This window comes from Dysgonomonas gadei ATCC BAA-286, from assembly GCF_000213555.1.
Classification (GTDB): domain Bacteria; phylum Bacteroidota; class Bacteroidia; order Bacteroidales; family Dysgonomonadaceae; genus Dysgonomonas; species Dysgonomonas gadei.
This window is the reverse complement of sequence record NZ_GL891979.1, coordinates 352,885-372,595: the sequence shown is the minus strand read 5'-3', so window position 1 is coordinate 372,595 and position 19,711 is coordinate 352,885. Positions and strand designations below refer to the sequence as shown.

The following is a 19,711-nucleotide window of genomic DNA, read 5'->3' as shown; positions in this document are numbered from 1 at the left end:
AATATTTTATGATTTACACTTAATATTCTTCTTTATTATTTTATTTTCTTCGGTATTCCGGTATATACATTATCAAACCGGTCTATCACCTCTATTTTTATCTCAGCGTTTTTATCTATCGGTTCGGCATAGAATAAATGTTCTGTCGGTCCCGCCCCGATATATTTATACCGGAAGTTTTCCCGGTTTTTCTCTACATAATCCACAACGCCGGGATCCCAGCCCCTGTACTGCTTCATCTCGCCCATTTTAGCTCCGTTTTCGTACCAATATACTTTCCATTGAGGATCATAATTCCATACGTTTGCTATAATGGCGTCTGGTTTATGTTTATCGGCTTCCGGCAGATATGAATCAAACTGATAATCCTTATCTTTTCCTATCGGTTTATAATACCATTTCACACGGTTTCCGTCAAACTCATAAACAGCATATCCTAAAGGGGTACCGTCACTATTATAGGGAGCTTGCCAGAAAATACCACAGAGGGCAGCATGAACATGCTCGAAGAGATTATCTGCCAACTGATAATTTTCGTTATAATGTTCATGCCCCGAAAGAATTAAAGCGTTGTATGGTTTTAGCATTTTGTAAAGGCTATTCCTGTTTTGAAGCACTTTGTTCATTTCTTCCTTTACATATTCTCCTTTCCGGGCTTCGGGTGAATAAGTTGGTATATGGAAGGCAACAACTACAGTGGAACCTTCGGGAATAAGAGCCAAATCCTGTTCGAGCCAGCATAACTGCTTTTCATCAAGATAGCCGATGGAGGAATATCCCCGGGCCGTAAAGAATACATCATCAAGGACAATATAGTGAACTTTACCTCTGTTGAATGAATAGTATGCCGGCCCTAGCGCTTTTTTGAAAGTTTCCTTCGAATAATGGTTCGATCTTCCGTCCACATCCATATCATGGTTCCCGGCAGCATAGAAGAATGGGATATTTGTTTTGGCAAACATCTGTTTTATCGGTTCCAAAAACTTTGGCTCCCTGCTTATCTCCGCTATTATATCACCGCAAATCATACCATGCACGGGCAGATGCTTATAATATTGGTTAACCAGCAATTCCATATCTTTTAACGCTCCTCCCAGCATGGGTATTTCCTCATCGAATCCGACCTGAGGGTCGGCACAGGCAATCAGGACATGCTTATCTTCATTTTGTCCGGATTTTTCCAGTATAAAATTAAATTTTTGTTTCAATCCGGATTTGTCGGTTATCCGCTGGAAATAGTGAGGGGCATTATCCTTCACCGGAATAATATAGCCCGGTGGTACAGATATATACACAAAGTCGGCAGTGGCATTGCTCAACAACTTATATTCACCCCTATTATCAGTGGTAACAATATTATAGCCATCGGTCACGGCAACCCCAGAAATGGCAGATCCCTTACTATCAAGGACTTTCCCTAACAATTCTATATTTCGTAAATCTACCTGAGCATTTATATTTACCGATGAAATAAATATAACTACCAGATAAAAAAATTTGCAGGCCGGCATATTTGTTTATTATTTAAGTTCTTCAATATAAGAGTTTCCAAAACGGTCGATAACCTCTACCTTTATTCTGGCCTCCTTATCCTTAGGGATAGCAAAAAACAAATGATCTGTCTGCTTAACAGAGATCCAGTTATATCTGAAATTCTTCCCGTTATCTTTTACATAGTCGCGAATATTAGGGTCGTATCCGGTAAACCGTTCCATTTCGCCCATCCTCACATTATCCTCATACCAATATATTTTCCATGAAGGATCATAATTCCAAACATTTGCTGTTATCGCATCCGGTTTTTCCGGACTAGCTCCCAGTGGATATAAATTGAACTGGTAATTCCGATTTTTCCCGATTGTCTTAAAGTACCATTTCACATTATCTCCGTCAAATTCATAGACTCCGTATCCCGAAGCTGTTCCATCATGGCACCACGGCGCCTGCCAGAAAAGACCGCAAATCGCTGCATGATTATGTTCGAAGATATTACCGGCAAGGATATAATTTTCGTTTTGGTGTTCATGCCCCGAAAATATATGGGCATTGTATGGCTTAAGTATTTTATATAGGGATTGGCGGTTCTGCAAGACTTTGGTCGGAGGTTCTTTACTATATTCGCCTCTACGGGCTTCCACCGAATAAGAGGGTATATGCATGGAGACAACAACTGTAGACCCTTCAGGCACAAATGCCAAGTCCTGTTCCAGCCAGTTGAGTTGTTTCTCAGGAAGATATCCGATATAGTAAAAACTATTTCCGGCATAAAAAACATCGTCCAAGACCACATAATGGATTTTGCCTCTGTTGAACGAATAATACGTTGGACCAAAATGCTTTTTATATAATTCTTTCGCATAATTATCCGATCTTACATCGAGATTTATATCATGGTTTCCCACGGCAAAGAAGAAAGGGATATTCATTTGCCTGACAATATCTTTCATCGGTTCATAAAGTCTTGGCTCTTTGCCTGTATCGTGGATAATGTCTCCACATATTATGCCATAAACAGGCCTGTCGGAATAATCATCTCTTATTAGTTCCGATACATCTGAAGCAGCTCTTTCCACGAAAGACAATTCGTCCATGAAGTTTACCTGAGGGTCCGCCCACACTATAAAAGTGTGTTTATTATCATCAACACTGGATTTCTGTAATTCAAAATCTATTTTTTGCTTCTTTTTGTCACTCTTTTCTATTTTTTTGAAAAAGCAAGGCACTTTATTTTCAATCGGAATTTTATATCCCGATGGTACTGTGATATATATGTATTCGGAAGTTCCGTTACTCAATAATTTATATTCCCCCTTCTCATTTGTAATCACGATATTAATACCGTCAGTAACAGGGACTCCGGCGATACCTTTACCCTTTTCGCTGACTCTGCCGTAAAATTCTCGTGTCCGCAAATCGGCTTGCGCTTTACCATTGGTTACAGGCAAGGCGGTTAATATGATTAAGATATAAATTAGTTTTCTTTTCAACATATCCGTACTTTATCTTTTCAAAGGTTCTATGGCCTGCACAGATAAAAGCGGCAGGCCATAAACAAAACTTAAATATTTATTCCACAGGCGTAAGTATAGCAGCCCATCCGCCGCCTTTAGCCATATTTATATCTAAAGTCTGGCCTCCGGAAACGTGTTTGGTTTCTATTTTGAAATCGGAACCGTATCTGTTTGCATTTACTCCGTCTCTCAGTATTTCCGCTTTATATTTACCCTCCCCTATAAAATTAAGATTAACACTGAGTTCGCGCTGATCCCAATTGGTAAGTGAAGCGATAAACCATTTACTTCCGCTGCGGCGGGCGATAGTGAGATACTTTCCCGCTTCGGCTTCGATTGCTCTGGTTTCGTCCCATACAGTCGGAATCTGTGCAATGAAAGAGGTAAAATCAGATGTCTTATAATAGTTGGACGGACTGTCCGCGAACATCTGTAGGGGACTCTCAAACGCAATGAATAAGGCTCCCTGATGCGCTCGTGTTCCCTGGCTCATCGGATGAATAAAATTCATATGGAAGTCGTTTTCCGTCGTATTAACGGTCGCCCCCGGCGTATAATCCATCGGACCTGCTACCATACGGGTGAAAGGCAATATCAGATCGTGGTTGGGAGAAATATCATGCGAAGACTTGTTATGCTCCAGCCCGTAAACTCCTTCATAGGTCATTACATTCGGATACTTGCGATGCAATCCCGAGGGTTTGAACGAACCATGAAAATCAACCAGCAATTGCCTATCGAACGCCGCTTTTCCCACATTTTCATAGAAATTTACCATTTCCTGATCGTTGCGCTGCATAAAATCAATTTTCACACCTTTTATCCCCCACTGCTTATATAAGTCGAGGATTCCTTCTAAATCTTCATGCAGTGGATTCCATAAAGCCCATAATACAAGCCCTACATTTTTTGTCTTTCCGTACCTGACCAATTCCTGCACATCGACATCCTTATTTGGCTCGCGGATATTCCATGTCCCAGCAGACCAGCCCTCATCCAATAATATATATTCCAATCCGTATTTTGCGGCAAAATCTATAAAATATTTATACGTCCGGGTGTTGACTCCCGCCTCAAAATCTACGTCATATATATTCAGTGTACTCCACCAATCCCAGGAGATGCGACCGGGTTTTATCCAACTCTTATCTCCGGCTACGCCCGGAGTGGATAACTGATATACCAGATTATTTTCCAACAAGGATTTGTCGTCAGGGCCGATTATCAGCAATCTCCATGGAAAATTTCTCTTTCCTCCTGTTTTTGCAATATAATCGGCATTGAGAACAATCTCTTCATTACGGTCCGATCCTTCTTTTATTTTTTTTTCTAAAATGACAGGAGGAAATACTCCATTTAATTTTTGCGTGGCTGTTCCTGATAAAAACAGATTCGGATAGTCGAACAAATCGGCTTCCATTATAACCATCTTTGTGCCTGATGCTGGAGATAAATAAATCGGAAGATAAGCATATTTCTGATTCGGAATATCCGAAACGGATATATAATCGAAATGACCTTCGCAGTGTGTGATAAAGTTCGGGCTGCTCTCTTTCGGCCAATAGGTACTGTAATTACCTCCCAGATTAAATTCTACAGTTTCGTTCTCTATATGTATTTTCTGTGATGACACAGACGTTTCAAATCTGTAGGCCGCACCATTATTATAGACACGGAACGTTACGGCATAACCACCTTTGAAGGTCAGGGTCATTTCATTGAAGTTGTCCTGCATTTTCCGGAATTTAGTGGGAACTACAACTTCAAAAGCCTCATCGACAGACCGCCTGTTTACTTTTTGCGCCGAAACATTTATCCCGAACACCTCGTTGCTTTCTTTAACCGTCATCGCTATTCTGCTCGGCTTCAGTATCGTTTCGTTATTGAAATTCACACTCCAGCTAAGTTCTTTTCCATCAGAAACCTTTACTTGTATTTTATGGTCAGGAGAAGATACGATATAGTCTTTCCCATATATAAGACCTATAGAAAAACAAAAAAGTATAATGGAAGCTATTGCTTTGTTCATATTGTTTTTATTTCTGTTTATTATTTATATACGCGATTTATCCCGTCTTTTATCGCGTTCCATTGATTGAAATTAATAACATGCGATATCTCAAACACCATCAGCCCGTCTGTGTTTTTGAGGCATAGATATACAGCATCCGAAACTTTGGAAGCATTGCTTCCATATGCAGGGGTATTTATCGAACCATTTACTTTACAATCACCCATTGTAAATTTGTCGTACGTAGTCACAAAATTTTCCACAGACCAAACAGAATTAGGGGCCTCAGATTTCCAAATGGCATCGGCATACGCACCTAACGAAAACACATCCAACTGGTCGGCAAAACCTGTTTTGCTATAATTACTTGTAAACTGCCAACCATCCAGTTTGTAATTTTTGCTGGCCCAGTTCTGCCCTACACCATATCGGGAACCCCAATCGGCAGACGCCCACAAATGAAGCTCCATCTTCGGATTAACGGATTTTACTTTCGAACGGATATTCGTTATCAGATTCGTTATCGTCATCGAACGGAATTCAATCCACTTCTGATATTGAGGCCCCGGCGCCCCGGTAGCCGTAAGTATATTGTTTTTGTCGGTCACTGTTTCCCCGCTATATGCCTGAAAAGCCGAGATAGTAGCGTCGCTGAATCCGTAATTATCATACCACCAACGGCAATAATCCAGACATATTCCTTTTAGCTTAGGGTATTTTGTAGCTATTTCTTCTATAATGGAAACGACGAATGATTGTACTTCAGGCAAGCATGGATTTAGCATCGCGGCATCGACATTCTCCTCATTGCGTATATCCACTAAATCGTTCGGATTGTTGTTATTCATTCTCATTTGTGTTTTGCCATCCCATGTATGGTTATAATAGATCAGCCCCTCTTTTTTTCTCGTGTAACCGAATCCAAGAGCGGATATACTTGCGATGACTTTAATATCCTGGCGTTCGGCTTCTTCAATCCAATATCCAAGATAATCCCAATCGCGTGTCACCGTTTCAGTATCCCATTTGGTTAGTTGGGGCAGAATATCACTATCGTATAAGGCATAGCCAATTCCCGGCTTCACATCCACATAGATTTCATTGAAGCCTGTCGCTTTCATTTTTTCCAAAGATGATTTAATAGCTTCTTTAGTCGAAAAACGGCTGAAATTCGCATGAGCATCGATCCACATCTGTATCGGTTTATCAGCCATAGGCGGTTTATCCACGTCTATAGGAATCTCGGGTTTATTATTATCACCATTACCGCCATCATCGCCGGAACAACTTATCACTGAACATAGAACTGCCAGCAGTAATAATACATATCTTATCATGCGTAAATAAATTTTAGGATACATTGTTTTTTCTTCTTAGTTATTATTTCCCTCTGCGCGTCCGATACCTCGCTTGATATCGTCCCACATATTATATTTTATCACCTGTACAATATCAAATACCATCAGGCCGGCACTCTGGGTGAGACACACGTAAACAGCGTCTTCCATATTTTTTATATTATTCTCACCATAGACTGTCCCGTATATTTCACAGTCATCTCCAATAAGTTTATACGCGCGGTCTATCGCATATTCTATCGATTCGTTATTATCCAGCCCATATACATCGTACAGGTATGAACCCAGCATGAATACATCCAGCTGATCGGCAAAACCCGTATTTTTATAGGTCTCCGAAGCCCATTCAGGAAACATTTCTGATGGGTCGTAATGCTTCTTGCTGCCCCAGTTTTGTCCGTTTCCATAAATGGAATGTATCCACGAAGCTGCCCAGTAGTTCAATTTCATATCGGGTTTCTTGCCTTTGATTGTTTTACGGATACTACTAATAAGGTTTGTGATAGTAGTGGAGCGGAATTCCCACCACTGCTTGTAATATTTACCCGGGACACGCTCAGCCTTGTCATTATAAGTGAAAATATCTTCGGGAAAACGTTCCACTTTTTTCCCAATAAATTTTTCAAACGCCACACGTGTCGAATCCGAGAAATCGTAATTGGCATTGCAAAAACGGCAATAATCCAAAGTAAAAGCGTCAAAGTCGTAATTAGATACGATTTCTGAGACATATTCCGAAACAAGTGTTTGCACAGACGTTAATGCGGGATTCAGGAAAACAGCATATTCGCTGGTTTCTTTCATACTTTTCAATCCGTCGGGTGTATAAGCTATACAAACTTTATCGTTCCACGAAGTATCTTCATAGGCTGTTCCCGTTTTTTGCCTGACCAGTCCGGCTGGAAGTATCCCGGCCGAAACAGTTACTTTCATATTTCGCTTACGGGCCTCGTCTATAAAGAATTGCAGGTAATCCCAGTTCCGTTCGTACACATAGCCGTCTCCGAACGTCGTCAAAGGCTTCAATATTTTACTTTTGTATAATACATCTCCCTCCATCGGGCGCACATCCACCACAATCCCATTAAACCCTGTATTTTTGGCAAGATCTAAATAGAAACGTATGCTATCCTGATCCGAAAAACGTTTGAAATTGGCCTCTGCGTCGAGCCAGAGTATTTTAGGTTTTCCGGTATCGGTCTCTTTCTCCTTGTTGGAACAAGCAGTGCATACAAACACTATAAAAAATAAGATTAGAATATTTCTCATATTAATTAACAATAAATATCCGGTGTTTCCGGATGAAAAAGGAAAGCCCCTGTTTTTTGAAAGAGGCTTCCCTATAATCGGGTAATTATTCGAAACAAGTCAATTTATAAGTGTACAATCCGAGCCGGCCAAACCAGACAGCCAGATAAGCTTCATTGTTTTCCTCGCTCCAGTACCAGTCCACATATGAACCATAGCTCCAGTTACGGTTTACACTTTCGGCGATATTAAGATTTTGATGGGCCAGTGTTTGCAAATCGGATGTCAACACTGCGGCCGCGTGCCACCATGCTGTTCCACTGGTTACCACCACATAACTTTTCCCATTGACAACCATTCCACATACGACCGGAGCACGGCCGCCTGTACGGGCTGTGGCGAATCCGGTTCCTACCCACCATGCCTGGAGCGTATTCTGCCAAAGCGGAGGCATAGTCGAAGTGGTCAACCCGGAAAACGTATTAATATAACAATGAATCGAATTGGCTGCACCCGCTGTGCCTTCGGTGTCACCCACTACATAGCTTGGAGAGTCGGAGTCGTCAAGCGGGGAAATCATCTGGAAGCCGGCACTGTCTCCACTTGAAAAGCCGGTTTCTATTGTGGAATAGCTCGACGCGAGTTGTCCTCCCGTAACCTTGACGCGGTAATGTTCGCCTTTTGGTCCACGAGGGGCTAAAGCCGTAATCCAAGCATTACCTGTAATATCGCCTGCTACCTGGAAATTAGCCGACCCATCAGTAGACGAAGCCATATTCACGGCTATTTTACCCACCGATTTAGGAGCGTCTGTTGGCTGAACCCAGTAGAATATTTCGGTTTCGTTTCCGGTAACTACAGCCCCTACAAGCCTACCTTTATAGTCGGATGTAATCATCTTCAGATTAGCTACAGAGATGGAACCCAAATTGAATGAACCGGCATCGTTGAGCGTGTTTTTATCCACTACTTTTATACAATACGGAGAAGCAGGGTTGGCATCGATGTATGCACGTGAAAGCAACACGATGTAGTCGCCGCAATAGGCATGGTACATATTCAGGTCGCCATACTGCTTCGAATCAGGTAGATCAAAATTACCTTGTTGACCCGGATAGCCCATCTGATCGAATTTTTTAGCTGTTCCTATTTCCGCATAGCTGAATCCTTCGCCATATGGCAACTGGTCGGAAATACCCCAACTTACAGTATAATCACGTTTGTTTTTCCCATCTTCCGAGGTAACGGTATATTTCACGCCACCGTCTTGTGCAAAGTTTTGAGGAATAGCCGGATCAGGTACCACAGTTGCCCCTTTTGACAAATAAAAGGTAGGTACGGCAGCGCTAAGCGCTTCTTCCGCATCGATGTAAGGAGAAACCTTAATGGTGACTGTATTGTCGCTATTTATTACTCCTCTAAAGACAGCAGGCTTATCCCCGACTGTCCCCTCAACCGAAAAAGAGAGGGTTATTTCTGCTTCACTGTTCAGGTCGTCGTCTTTACAGGCACCAAGCGAAACGATGCAGCAAAGAGCTAATATTGAATATATATTAAAGATTAAGTTTTTCATAACGAAATAATTTTTATATAAATAATAAAAGTTATTCATAGTAACCTCTCACACGGTATTGGCGTGTTGTTCCTACCCCCGACTTCACAGTCATTATAATACCATCACCTGTAATGTTATGCCTTCCGGATAAAGATGGTGTGATAATTTCATCATACGTTACTGTCGCCGTCAGGTAGATATTTGTCAGATCCACGTCATTTTCAAGTGATTTGGATATTGCAAATAAAACCAGTCCATAACCGCCCTCAACTTCTTCCTGTGTGAAATCACCGCTTACAAGGTTGCCATTTTTGTCATACTCCATAATCTCTCCACGAAATTCGCTGGCACCATGCTGCGCTTTACAAATCATTTGCGAGATTGTATTAGTATTATGCACATGATCTTCATCGGCATCGGTACACCTCCATAACAAGACTGTCAATAAGATACTCAGAGCCAGTGCTCCTATTTTAGTTATTTTCTTCATTTCCGATATTTTTTATAGTTTACCAATATGGATTATTGTCACCTAACTTGTTATTGTTGGCAAGTTCTGCCGTAGGCAGTGAAAAATAGTAATATTTTTCGAGGAATATACGAGGAGCTCCCGCATCACAATTTACTCTGGCATAAGTGTAAGATCCATTATCATTTGTTACTTTCACTCCATGCGCATTTTGTCCATTAATAACGTTTTCAGCCAGTTTCCAACGACGCAAATCCCAATAGCGGAAACCTTCGCCAGCCAACTCTACGCAGCGTTCTTTACGCAACAGTGTCATAAACGCTTCTTTGGTCGCGGCATCTTTCGCAGGTAATCCTACTCTGGCCCGTACTTCATTCAGTGCGCCTAAAGCCTGAGTCTTGTAACGGATATAATCCAGTTCAGCATACGCCTCAGCTTTATTAAGCAATACCTCGGCATAACGGAGTACCGCATCGTACTGGTAGCTTCCCTGCTCTACAAAGCGGGTGTAATTCTCCTGTAAATATTTACGCAGATAATAGCCAGTGCAAGTATGTCCGCCGGTACTCGCGGACATGGTGAAATCTTTAAATTCATCGGCTCCACCTTCCCATGTCTGTATCTGGCGGCCTTCCCATTCAGCGCCGTTAAACAATATAGTAGCATGAAAACGGGGTTCCCTATCTGTATAAGGATCTGTATGATTAAGAGTATAAGTACTCCAGCTGAAATCGGTTCCGTCGCTGAACTCATACATATCCGCCAGTTCAGCCGTCGGTACATGTTCTGCATATATAGCGTCCGTTTTATAAACGGCCCTGTCACCGAAAGGACGGTTGTACTGGTCGAAACTGTGAGGCACACCGGGATCTGTGTCCGAGGCACTTGGCTTGTAATATAATGCGAATAAGATTTCCTTCGAGTTATCCTGTTTCCCATCTACCTGAAACACTTTCGCATAGTCAGGAGCGAGATCTCCACCTAACTCCTTCACTTTTTCAGCGGCGTCTACGGCTATCTGCCATTTACCTGCATATAAAGCCATTCTTGAAAGGAATCCGTAAGCGGTTTTCTTTGTTGCACGCCCTTCCCATTCGGCAGGCCATGAATCAGGCAAGCGTTCGGCAGCCCATTGCAATTCACTTATTACAAAGTCCCAACTTTCGGCTTCAGTAAGGCGGGCCCTATGCACATCTTCCTGATAGGCACCATCGTCTACGCCGCCGTTTATACCGGAAACATCTGTGCGAAGCACCACTCCTCCATAGACACGGATCAAGCGATAATATGTGAAAGCACGGCAAAGTCGTACCTCCGCGCGGCGTACATTACACCAGTCTTCTCCAAACCTGTTGTCAGCGTCGTAACGCCTCATTTCGTCCAACAATACATTGGCACGGCGAATACGGTCATTATATAACCCCCAACAATCAAATGCACCCGCACTGCCGGTTGAAAACGAGCTGGCTTGCAATAAAACCTTATTATATGAATGGTTATACAAATCCCATGATGTAGATTTCATCAGATCGGAATAGCTGTCATAGAATACACTGCGACTGTTGCTCACCTGCGAAATATCAGTAAAGGTTTTATAAGATGCTGTGATATACAAGTCGGCCGCATCTGACGAACCCCAGACTGCATCGCTCGACAATACCCCCGTATTCTCCAAATCCAAAGCGTCATGGCAGGAAGGCATACACAGAGTTAAGGCGACGGCACTTAATAATTTTATAATTGTTCTCTTTTTCATTTTTTTCCTCCTCACATTATTAGAATGTTACTTTAAGTCCCAAACTATAGGTTTTTTGTTGCGGATAATATCCGTTACTTACCGACGGGCTTTCGGGATCAACATATTTGAAATGACTGAACGTAAGCAGGTTGGTCCCTGCCAGATAGATATTCACCGAGCTAAACGGAGTGCTTTTCAATACTTTAGAAGGAACATTATATCCGATATTCGCGTTTTTCAGGCGCAGGTACTCACCGTTTACAAGCCACCATGTGGAATGCCATGCATTGTTGCCGCTATTTACGGTAGTCAATCTCGGATATTTGGCATTCGGATTTTCAGGCGTCCATGCTCCTTCGATACGGTAATAAGGCGAATTGCCGTTCTCGGCGAACGAAGCTGTATAATTCGTGGACGAGAGTACTCCCGTATCATATGTACCGGACAGTGTATAGTCGGTATTCGTAACACCCTGCCATAATAATGTGGCATAAAAGTTTTTGTATGACAGGTTCATATCAAGCGAGAAAGTAATTTCGGGAACATCTCCGTATCCGATTTTTACATAATCATACATTGAACTGATAATCCCGTCTCCATTCACATCTTCATATTTTATGTCCCCCGGACGCAGGTTTCCTGACGGCGCTATCGGATAGTTGTCTATTTCTTCCTGACTCTGAAACAATCCGAGAGCCTTAAAGCCATATCTTGCATTCATGGATTGTCCCAGCTGACTGCGGTAGAGGGGATGATCGTCCGGATTGATTATCTTCAGTACGCGGTTACGGGCAAATGAGAAATTGCCTTTCAACCCATAACTCCAATCGCGGTCGATACGATTATCGTGTTTCAGTGTGAGTTCAAAGCCTTTATTCTCAACTTCCCCTGAATTCCTGATCGCAGGGAAAAGTCCACCTAATGAAGGAGGATAAGCTCCAGACTGAGTTTGTATAATATCATAAGTGCGTTTATAGAATAAATCCAGTTCCACACCTAGTTTACCCTTCCACATAGTATAGTCAAAACCCAGATTATACAAAATGGTGGAAGCCCATGTCACATCGCGGTAAAGGTATGCGTTTTTGGTATAAAGCTGGGTAATAGGATTATCTCCAAGCACCATACTGTTTTTTGCAACCTCAAATTCCGATTGATATAAGTAAGGCATATTATTAACCATATTACCCGCAGTTCCGACGCTGGCCCTGATTTTGAAAAAGTCAACATTGGGGAATGCATTAGAGAAAAACTCTTCTTCCGAAACCACCCAACCCGCCGAAGCCATAGGAAAAGTACCCCAACGGTTCTCAGGTGCGAATACATATGATCCATCACGACGAACCACTACTTCCGCCAAATATTTTTTATCGAACACATAGTTGAGCCGTCCCACGTAAGAGGCCGTTCCATCAGAATACTTATGAGATCCCGTCACTGCCTGCCAACCTTTTGGAAGGGAGAGTAATCCCATGCTTATATCGACAGCTACGTCACTGTAAAATCCCCGGGCCGCTCCGGTCATCGTATTCGAATAACTCTTTTTAGTTTCAAATAACAGCGTAGCGCTTATAGAATGTTTACCAAATTCGCGGGAATAATCAAATTGCGGGCGCAACATCCATGTATCGCCCCACGACGCTGATTTGGAATATGAATTACCTTTTGTGTATCCACTGGCTCCGGAAACTCCCTGATCAAAATTTCCGTTAATGGAGTATACCTCATAGTAACGGTCGTAATTATCATCGGTTGTATTGCTGTAATTATAAGCGGCGAATACTGATGCTTTCAATCCCTTCAATACATCCGTCAGACCGGAAAGGTCGTATTCCAGCTTATAATTGGAGTTGAGCTGCCATTGGGTATTATTCTTCCAACCCGATTCTGTCAGGGCGGCATAACCGTTATTGTTGTACGTCCCGTTATTCCATGCCACATTCATACCGTCATATTCGGACTTGAAGATAGGTATGGCTGCTATAGCCTGCCTGATCGGGCTGAATTCGGTTTGGTTACCAATAGCCGTACCCGGCCAATGCCGATCCCTACGGTCCCCTGACAGTCCTATGCTGAATTTCAAATTTTTAGCTACCTGAATATCAAGGTTAGTGCGTACATTATAACGCTTTAAATCTGTATTAATCAATGTTCCTTCCTGATTCATGAAACCTATGCTCGCATAATATTTTACTCTTTCGGTGGCGCCCGAAGCTGAGATATTATGTTGCTGGGTTATTCCGGTTCTGAAGATTTTATCCAGCCAGTCGGTCTGACCAAATATACTGTTCGGGTCATCGCTCATCACTTTATTCTGAATACCGGCCGTCCACAGAGGATCAAGCCCATCCATCTGGCGGGCTTTGTTATGCCAGTACATATAGTCCCTCGCGTTCAGGTACTCGGGCATCGCCGTATTTGCCGTCCATGTCATAGAACCATCATAAAAGATTTTGGCAGGACCTTCGCTTCCCGATTTCGTAGTAATCAGGATAACCCCATTTGCACCCTGAATACCATACACGGATGCCGCCGCATCTTTTAGCACGGATACGCTTTCGATATCATTCGGATTCAGATTATCTATTGTACGGGGTACTCCGTCAACAACTATCATCGGGCCATTACCGCCGGCAAACGAATTCAATCCGCGTACATAGAACGTTGCCCCGTCATCGCCGGGTTTGCCCGACCGCTGAAGGCTAGTCAATCCGGGCAGTTTACCGGTAAGCATATTCGAGACATTCTGCATTGGTGCTTTTACTATATCCTCAGATGTAATCTGCGAAACAGAGCCTGTCAGGTGCGCGCGTTTTTGGACACCGTATCCCACAACCACCACTTCGTCGAGTTCCTTCAGATTTTCGACCAATGTGATATTTATCTCAGAGCGGTTTCCTACTATCACAGTTTGAGGCTTAAAACCCAGAAACGAGAACTCAAGCGACGCATCACCGGAAGGCACCGTGATTTTATACGCACCGTCTATATCCGTAAACGTACCCACTGTCGCGCCTTTCAACACGACAGAAACACCAGCCAACGCTTCCTGATGAGAGTCAGTAACTTTCCCTGTTATTGTTTTTTGGGAATAAGCATTGGACAGACACATAAAAGCACATAATAATATCCATATAAATTTAGGATATCTGCGCTTTCTTTTTTCATCGTAATTAATCTTCATAGTGTCGATGTTAAAATGTTAGCAATTTCTTTTGTTTTTTCATTGAATTTAATAATTATAATAGTCATAGATCATTCTGGTTTTCAGATATTGTCTTATATATCTGATATAGTCCGCGAGGAATGTGGAAACATCCTTTCCATTTTCCTCCTTTAAGGCTCAATAAGACGTCACCTTGCCTGTTAAGGTATCCGTACCATTCGGGGTATTCGTTATCTTTAAAGTGTTGCCATGTATAATTATGTATTGATTCAAACCATTCCGCGCATTCCTGATTTCCTGTCAGGTAATATCCTTTTATTAATGCTATCAGCGTTTCGATATGCACCCACCATAGTTTCTGATCCCATTCCAATTGTTGCGGCGGGCGTCCCAAACGGTCCATATAATAGAAAATGCCTCCGTATTCCTTATCCCAGCCGTAATCAATCATTTTCAAAGTTGTCTCTACAGCCTTGTTTATCAATTCGGGCCTGTTGAGACGATGTCCCAGGTCCATGATAAACCACATAGCTTCTATTGCATGTCCGGGATTCATCAGGCGACCGTCGAAGGTATCTGACAATTCACCATTCACAGTCACGTTCTCTACTATCAATCCTCCTAATTCGGGCCGTAGAAATACTTCCATCACTTCATGGATGCAGTCATCCATCACTTTATTCAGGAACGCTTCCGGCAACAGATGCTCTATCTCCAAAGCCAGATTGCAAAGGATCATCGGCAACGCGAAATTTTTCAGGTTCCGTGTTCCCGGATATGCCTTATTCCACTTTCCTTTCGGATTATCCACTTTTGATAAAATAATATCGAAAGTCTTACGTGCTATTTCTGCATATTCCTCATTGCCTGTAGCCTTGTTCAATTGCCCGAACGCCATCGTGGCAAACGTATATGAAAATATATTGTAAGGCTCTATCAAAGGGTTACCCTCCCGGTCGAGAGAGAAATACCAGTTGTAATTACCATCGTGTCCGTACTTCTTGAGGAATTCCCCGCCCTGAACGGCACAATCCAACCAATCCTGACGTTTTTCCACATTATTGTACAACATGGAAAACATCCATACCTCGCGCCCTTGCAGCCAAATAAACTTATCAGTATCGAATACTGTCCCATCCCTGTCGAGGCAAGAAAAATATCCGCCATACTCTTTATCCTGAGAGTTTTTGAGCCAAAAAGGCAATACATTGTCTAGCAGCTCCGATTTGTACTGCTTCTCTAATTTTTTAAAATCCATAAGATTGTATTTTTATATAGTACTTTTCTGATTTATGTTTCCCAGAATTTTTCTATTTCTTCTAACGATTTACCTGTTGTTTCAGGGACTAATTTCCACACAATAAGTATATACGGGATACACATAACCGCAAAGAGAATAAACGTGCCTTCGGGCCGCAGGTTCTGTAACAACCATGGGGTAAGCTGTCCGATCAGGTATGTTCCTATCCAAAGGGAGAATCCGGCAATAGACATAGCCAGCCCACGCACTTTGATCGGATACATCTCCGACAACAAAACCCAGATTACAGCACAGATGGATACCGCACAGAAAAAGATGTAGGCAAGAAAGAATATGAGTAATAACACATTAGGTATGCCCAAATCGTTTCCTTTTACAAAATAGAATGCAATGAGAAGGAGTGAAACTATCATACCCGAAACGCCATAGTATACAAGTTTCTTTCGTCCTATCTTATCGATAATAAAGATTGCCAGAATGGTGGTCAGCATATTTACCAAGCCCACAATCACCTGATAGAAAAGTGAATCGTCGCCCGACAGGCCACTGCTTTCGAAAATGGACGGCCCGTAATAAAGTACGGCATTCACTCCCATAAACTGCCCCAGCATAGCAATTGCCACCCCGATAATAACGGCTTTCGTTATACCCGGTTTTAGCAGGATACGCCAGTTTGACCTGGTTTCACTTCCTATTACTCTTTTAGTTTCGTTCATCTCATATGCAGCTGACTCTACCGAACCATATATATGTTTCAGTATTGATCCGGCTTTCGCATCACGATTCTTCAATATCAACCATCTAGGGCTTTCGGGTATGAAGAATATAACAACAAAGAACAACAAAGCCGGTATCACTGCCATTCCCAGCATGCTCCGCCATACTTCGCTATGGAAAATATGATATAATGTAGGATTCGACAATTGTTCCGCGCCGTTTGCAGAATAATTCAACAAAGCATAATTTACAAGGTAAGCCCCCAGAAAGCCTACCGTAACAGCAAGCTGGTAAAGAGATACCAAACGTCCACGGTATTCGGCAACTGATATCTCTGAAATATAAAGCGGCGATATTATAGAGACTACACCAATACCAATACCTCCGACAACGCGTGCTATCACCAAGTGATTGAAATCAGAGGATATAGCACAACCGACAGCAGATATAGAGAAGAGTATGGCTGCTACCAGTAATGTCTTTTTCCGTCCAAAATTATCGCTTAGTACTCCGGCACACATAACGCCGAATATGGAACCTATAAGGGCACATCCCACATACCATCCCTGAGACAAGGCGTCGAGAGAGAATTGAGCTGAAACCTGTGCTATAGTTCCCGAAATCACAGCGGTATCATATCCGAAAAGAAATCCACCCAAAGCTGCAACAACAGACAAAAAGCTTATATATCTTATATTTATAGAAGAATTCATATATGTACTTTTATTTTATTTCGAAATATTCTTTATATCTGTCGTATAAATGCCCTGCTTGTAAATAGGCCGACTGAGGGCTCATAAAGTGTGAAAATTCAAATGTTATGGCCTTATCGTATCCCGCCCGCTTAGCGGCTTCAAGCTTCATCCGCAATTTATCAAACTTGATAGGAAGAAACTTTATAGGCATGTCACGATCGAAAGTCTCTGCATTTGTCCAGCATTGAAGGCCATATTTATCTGCTAGTTTTTTATTCACTTCGAAGAAAGCGTCCAGTTCGTCATAATCTATGTGCCCATCCTGAAAGGCACATGCATCTACCGCTCCTTTTATGCCATCAAATATTTCGCCCCATTCTTTTTCGTGTTCCTGAACTGAAACCGATTCAGTTTTCGACAGCTGGCTCGATGCGGCCATTACAGCCTTTTTGCCATCGATCCATGGTGATATAAATGTAGGTAGCCCGTTCGATACATCTTTACATTGTTTCCCCATCGAATAAAAAGCATTTATTGCTCCTTTGGTTTTTCTGCTGATCTCTCCACTAATATACCATCCGCCGAAACTTTTATATTTTTCACCGTATTTTTTCCATACTTCATCTATTACATATTTATTATGCTCTATTTCGGAAGACAGATCGCCAGTATCCCAATATTCACCCGAATCATAAAGCCCGAAATAAAACTTCATGTTATATTTCTGTGCAAGGCGCAAGTACATATCAACCAAATCGACCGAAGGCATGTAACAACCTTTTTTCAATAAATATTGGGAAGGATATGTAATAAACTTGCGGTATCCGGAACGGATCATTATGACTGTATCGATCCCAATATTCTTCATATGACGAAAATCGAGATCCCACTCTTTTTCGCCCCAGTTCTGATGGGGTATATCATGTGATATTTCATCCAGAAACGTACCCGAAATATGGAGTCCGTTTGCTTTTGGTACTATCAGACTACTCTGGATAGACTCGTCCGCTTTTAAGGTTTTACTGTTATCCGAAGTTTTTCCTCCGCAGGCCGCCACAGCAGGTATTGCTACAGCTGAAACTCCGGCTATTGCCGCTTTTTTGAGGAAATCTCTGCGATTATTTGTTTCCATATAGTATTGGTTATTATTTGCTTACAATTACAATTTATTCCGCTTATATGCTATATTATGATAATAAAATAAAACAATCAAGCTTCTCTTTCGATAATAATACATTAATTATCAAACATATAATTCGGGTATCAGAGCGTCAGGCTTATTAAGGAGTTACGTCAAGTATTCATTTCTACGACAAATATGATAAAATATTTTTTATAAGCAAAGCATTTAATAAAATAATTAATTATATACGGTCATTTTTAACATTATAATTAAATACAAGAGCATATCATTAAAAAAATATTCATTAATATAGATTATTCGATACATTAAAAAAAATAGTTCGAAATATATTTAACAATATATCGAAACTTTTAATGAATTATACAAATAAGGGTAGAATTTGATTAAAGGATCTCAATCATTAATCCACATATATTATTAATGCCAATCAGTAGTTAAAGCAATTATTGTAGGATAAAATTGTTCTATTATTTTCTGCTTCACTTTGTTCCGCTTAAACGTTCATTTTGGCATTGCCCAAAACGAACCAAAAGGCTAGCGCTTCGTTCCTCGGCGACCCAAAACCGTTTCGTCGGCTGAATCAAACACACGGGCTATCGCCCCGTTTGATTCTACGCCGCCTGTAACGGATTGGGTACCCCGCCTGCGTCACTAATGCGCAAGGGCTGACGCACGTGGAGCTAAAGCATGAGAAGCCTCTGTCCTGTCGCCGCATCGCGATAACGGCCTCATTCCGCAGGCGGGGCACCCAATCCGTAAAGCGGAGGTGTAGGGCAAAATAGGGTAGCTGCTATACACGGCTGATAATCCAACTAAAAATGATTCCGTATTATTTTGCCCCACCGGAGCTGCGGTTTTGGGTCGCCGGAGGGATGCAGCCTTGATTTTTTGTTTCGTTTTGCATCAAGGCAAAATGAATTGGAGCGAAGCGGAAATCGGCGGAGCCAAATACAAGCTGGCAGGCACGTTAAAAAAATTGAACATTAAAATCCAACTACTGATTCGCATTATTATTTATTTTATCTATACAATGATTATCGCAGCAAGCATAATAAAGAAGAGTTCTTTGAAATATTGGCAGCCCCTTAGATCGTTCTTTAGAGGGGATTTACATGAAGAATAAAAGACAGATAAAAAGTAGTGGAAAAGGTGTTACTTTTACATACGCTCCGCTCCTGACCGTTGGCAGGGCAAACGCGCGAAATATGTGTTTTTGCTCCGAAAGTTTATCTATGTATTTTGAAGTATACTAGTTATCAGTTTACTGGTTTACAAGAAAAAGAGTTCTTTGAAAGAATTAATTAGCAGATTTGTATATTAGCATATTAGCAAATGAGT

12 protein-coding genes are annotated in these 19,711 nt (G+C 41.8%); all 12 read right to left on the bottom strand.

Features of this window, described 5'->3' with window-relative positions:
- Window positions 1-35: 35 nt before the first annotated feature.
- Window positions 36-1,511 carry a calcineurin-like phosphoesterase C-terminal domain-containing protein gene (locus HMPREF9455_RS01485; protein ID WP_006797793.1) on the bottom strand — a complete coding sequence of 492 codons (1,476 nt, stop codon included), beginning with the start codon at window positions 1,509-1,511 and terminating at the stop codon, window positions 36-38.
- Window positions 1,512-1,520: 9 nt separating this feature from the next.
- Window positions 1,521-2,990 (bottom strand): calcineurin-like phosphoesterase C-terminal domain-containing protein, encoded by a 1,470-nt coding sequence (locus HMPREF9455_RS01480; RefSeq protein ID WP_006797792.1) that lies wholly within the window; start codon window positions 2,988-2,990, stop codon window positions 1,521-1,523.
- 76 nt (window positions 2,991-3,066) lie between these two features.
- Window positions 3,067-5,040, bottom strand: a complete 1,974-nt coding sequence (locus HMPREF9455_RS01475) for a glycoside hydrolase family 97 protein (protein WP_006797791.1) — start codon at window positions 5,038-5,040, stop codon at window positions 3,067-3,069.
- 20 nt (window positions 5,041-5,060) lie between these two features.
- Window positions 5,061-6,359: a family 10 glycosylhydrolase gene (locus tag HMPREF9455_RS01470; protein WP_006797790.1), complete on the bottom strand. Its 1,299-nt coding sequence runs from the start codon at window positions 6,357-6,359 to the stop codon at window positions 5,061-5,063.
- 36 nt (window positions 6,360-6,395) lie between these two features.
- Window positions 6,396-7,649 (bottom strand): family 10 glycosylhydrolase, encoded by a 1,254-nt coding sequence (locus tag HMPREF9455_RS01465; RefSeq protein WP_083820934.1) that lies wholly within the window; start codon window positions 7,647-7,649, stop codon window positions 6,396-6,398.
- Between the two features lie 85 nt (window positions 7,650-7,734).
- The gene (locus HMPREF9455_RS01460; RefSeq protein ID WP_006797788.1) at window positions 7,735-9,201 is read right to left on the bottom strand and encodes a DUF5018 domain-containing protein; all 1,467 of its coding nucleotides are present in this window, start codon (window positions 9,199-9,201) and stop codon (window positions 7,735-7,737) included.
- Window positions 9,202-9,232: 31 nt separating this feature from the next.
- Window positions 9,233-9,673 carry a hypothetical protein gene (locus tag HMPREF9455_RS01455; protein WP_006797787.1) on the bottom strand — a complete coding sequence of 147 codons (441 nt, stop codon included), beginning with the start codon at window positions 9,671-9,673 and terminating at the stop codon, window positions 9,233-9,235.
- Between the two features lie 19 nt (window positions 9,674-9,692).
- Window positions 9,693-11,408 (bottom strand): RagB/SusD family nutrient uptake outer membrane protein, encoded by a 1,716-nt coding sequence (locus tag HMPREF9455_RS01450; RefSeq protein WP_006797786.1) that lies wholly within the window; start codon window positions 11,406-11,408, stop codon window positions 9,693-9,695.
- A 19-nt stretch (window positions 11,409-11,427) separates the two neighbouring features.
- Window positions 11,428-14,574, bottom strand: coding sequence for a SusC/RagA family TonB-linked outer membrane protein (locus HMPREF9455_RS01445; RefSeq protein ID WP_006797785.1), 3,147 nt, complete (start codon window positions 14,572-14,574; stop codon window positions 11,428-11,430).
- Window positions 14,575-14,638: 64 nt separating this feature from the next.
- Window positions 14,639-15,814 carry a n-acyl-d-glucosamine 2-epimerase gene (locus tag HMPREF9455_RS01440; protein WP_006797784.1) on the bottom strand — a complete coding sequence of 392 codons (1,176 nt, stop codon included), beginning with the start codon at window positions 15,812-15,814 and terminating at the stop codon, window positions 14,639-14,641.
- A gap of 32 nt (window positions 15,815-15,846) precedes the next feature.
- On the bottom strand, window positions 15,847-17,247 hold the full coding sequence (locus HMPREF9455_RS01435) for a sugar porter family MFS transporter (protein ID WP_006797783.1): 1,401 nt from the start codon (window positions 17,245-17,247) through the stop codon (window positions 15,847-15,849).
- A 10-nt stretch (window positions 17,248-17,257) separates the two neighbouring features.
- Complete coding sequence (locus tag HMPREF9455_RS01430) at window positions 17,258-18,361, bottom strand: DUF4434 domain-containing protein (protein ID WP_006797782.1); 1,104 nt, start codon at window positions 18,359-18,361, stop codon at window positions 17,258-17,260.
- Window positions 18,362-19,711 lie beyond the last annotated feature (1,350 nt).

Bases quoted from the DNA above. Each gene is read 5' to 3' on its own strand.
- HMPREF9455_RS01485 (WP_006797793.1), bottom strand. From the start codon at position 1,511: ATGCCGGCCTGCAAATTTTTTTATCTGGTAGTTATATTTATTTCATCG.
- HMPREF9455_RS01480 (WP_006797792.1), bottom strand. From the start codon at position 2,990: ATGTTGAAAAGAAAACTAATTTATATCTTAATCATATTAACCGCCTTG.
- HMPREF9455_RS01475 (WP_006797791.1), bottom strand. From the start codon at position 5,040: ATGAACAAAGCAATAGCTTCCATTATACTTTTTTGTTTTTCTATAGGT.
- HMPREF9455_RS01470 (WP_006797790.1), bottom strand. From the start codon at position 6,359: ATGATAAGATATGTATTATTACTGCTGGCAGTTCTATGTTCAGTGATA.
- HMPREF9455_RS01465 (WP_083820934.1), bottom strand. From the start codon at position 7,649: ATGAGAAATATTCTAATCTTATTTTTTATAGTGTTTGTATGCACTGCT.
- HMPREF9455_RS01460 (WP_006797788.1), bottom strand. From the start codon at position 9,201: ATGAAAAACTTAATCTTTAATATATATTCAATATTAGCTCTTTGCTGC.
- HMPREF9455_RS01455 (WP_006797787.1), bottom strand. From the start codon at position 9,673: ATGAAGAAAATAACTAAAATAGGAGCACTGGCTCTGAGTATCTTATTG.
- HMPREF9455_RS01450 (WP_006797786.1), bottom strand. From the start codon at position 11,408: ATGAAAAAGAGAACAATTATAAAATTATTAAGTGCCGTCGCCTTAACT.
- HMPREF9455_RS01445 (WP_006797785.1), bottom strand. From the start codon at position 14,574: ATGAAGATTAATTACGATGAAAAAAGAAAGCGCAGATATCCTAAATTT.
- HMPREF9455_RS01440 (WP_006797784.1), bottom strand. From the start codon at position 15,814: ATGGATTTTAAAAAATTAGAGAAGCAGTACAAATCGGAGCTGCTAGAC.
- HMPREF9455_RS01435 (WP_006797783.1), bottom strand. From the start codon at position 17,247: ATGAATTCTTCTATAAATATAAGATATATAAGCTTTTTGTCTGTTGTT.
- HMPREF9455_RS01430 (WP_006797782.1), bottom strand. From the start codon at position 18,361: ATGGAAACAAATAATCGCAGAGATTTCCTCAAAAAAGCGGCAATAGCC.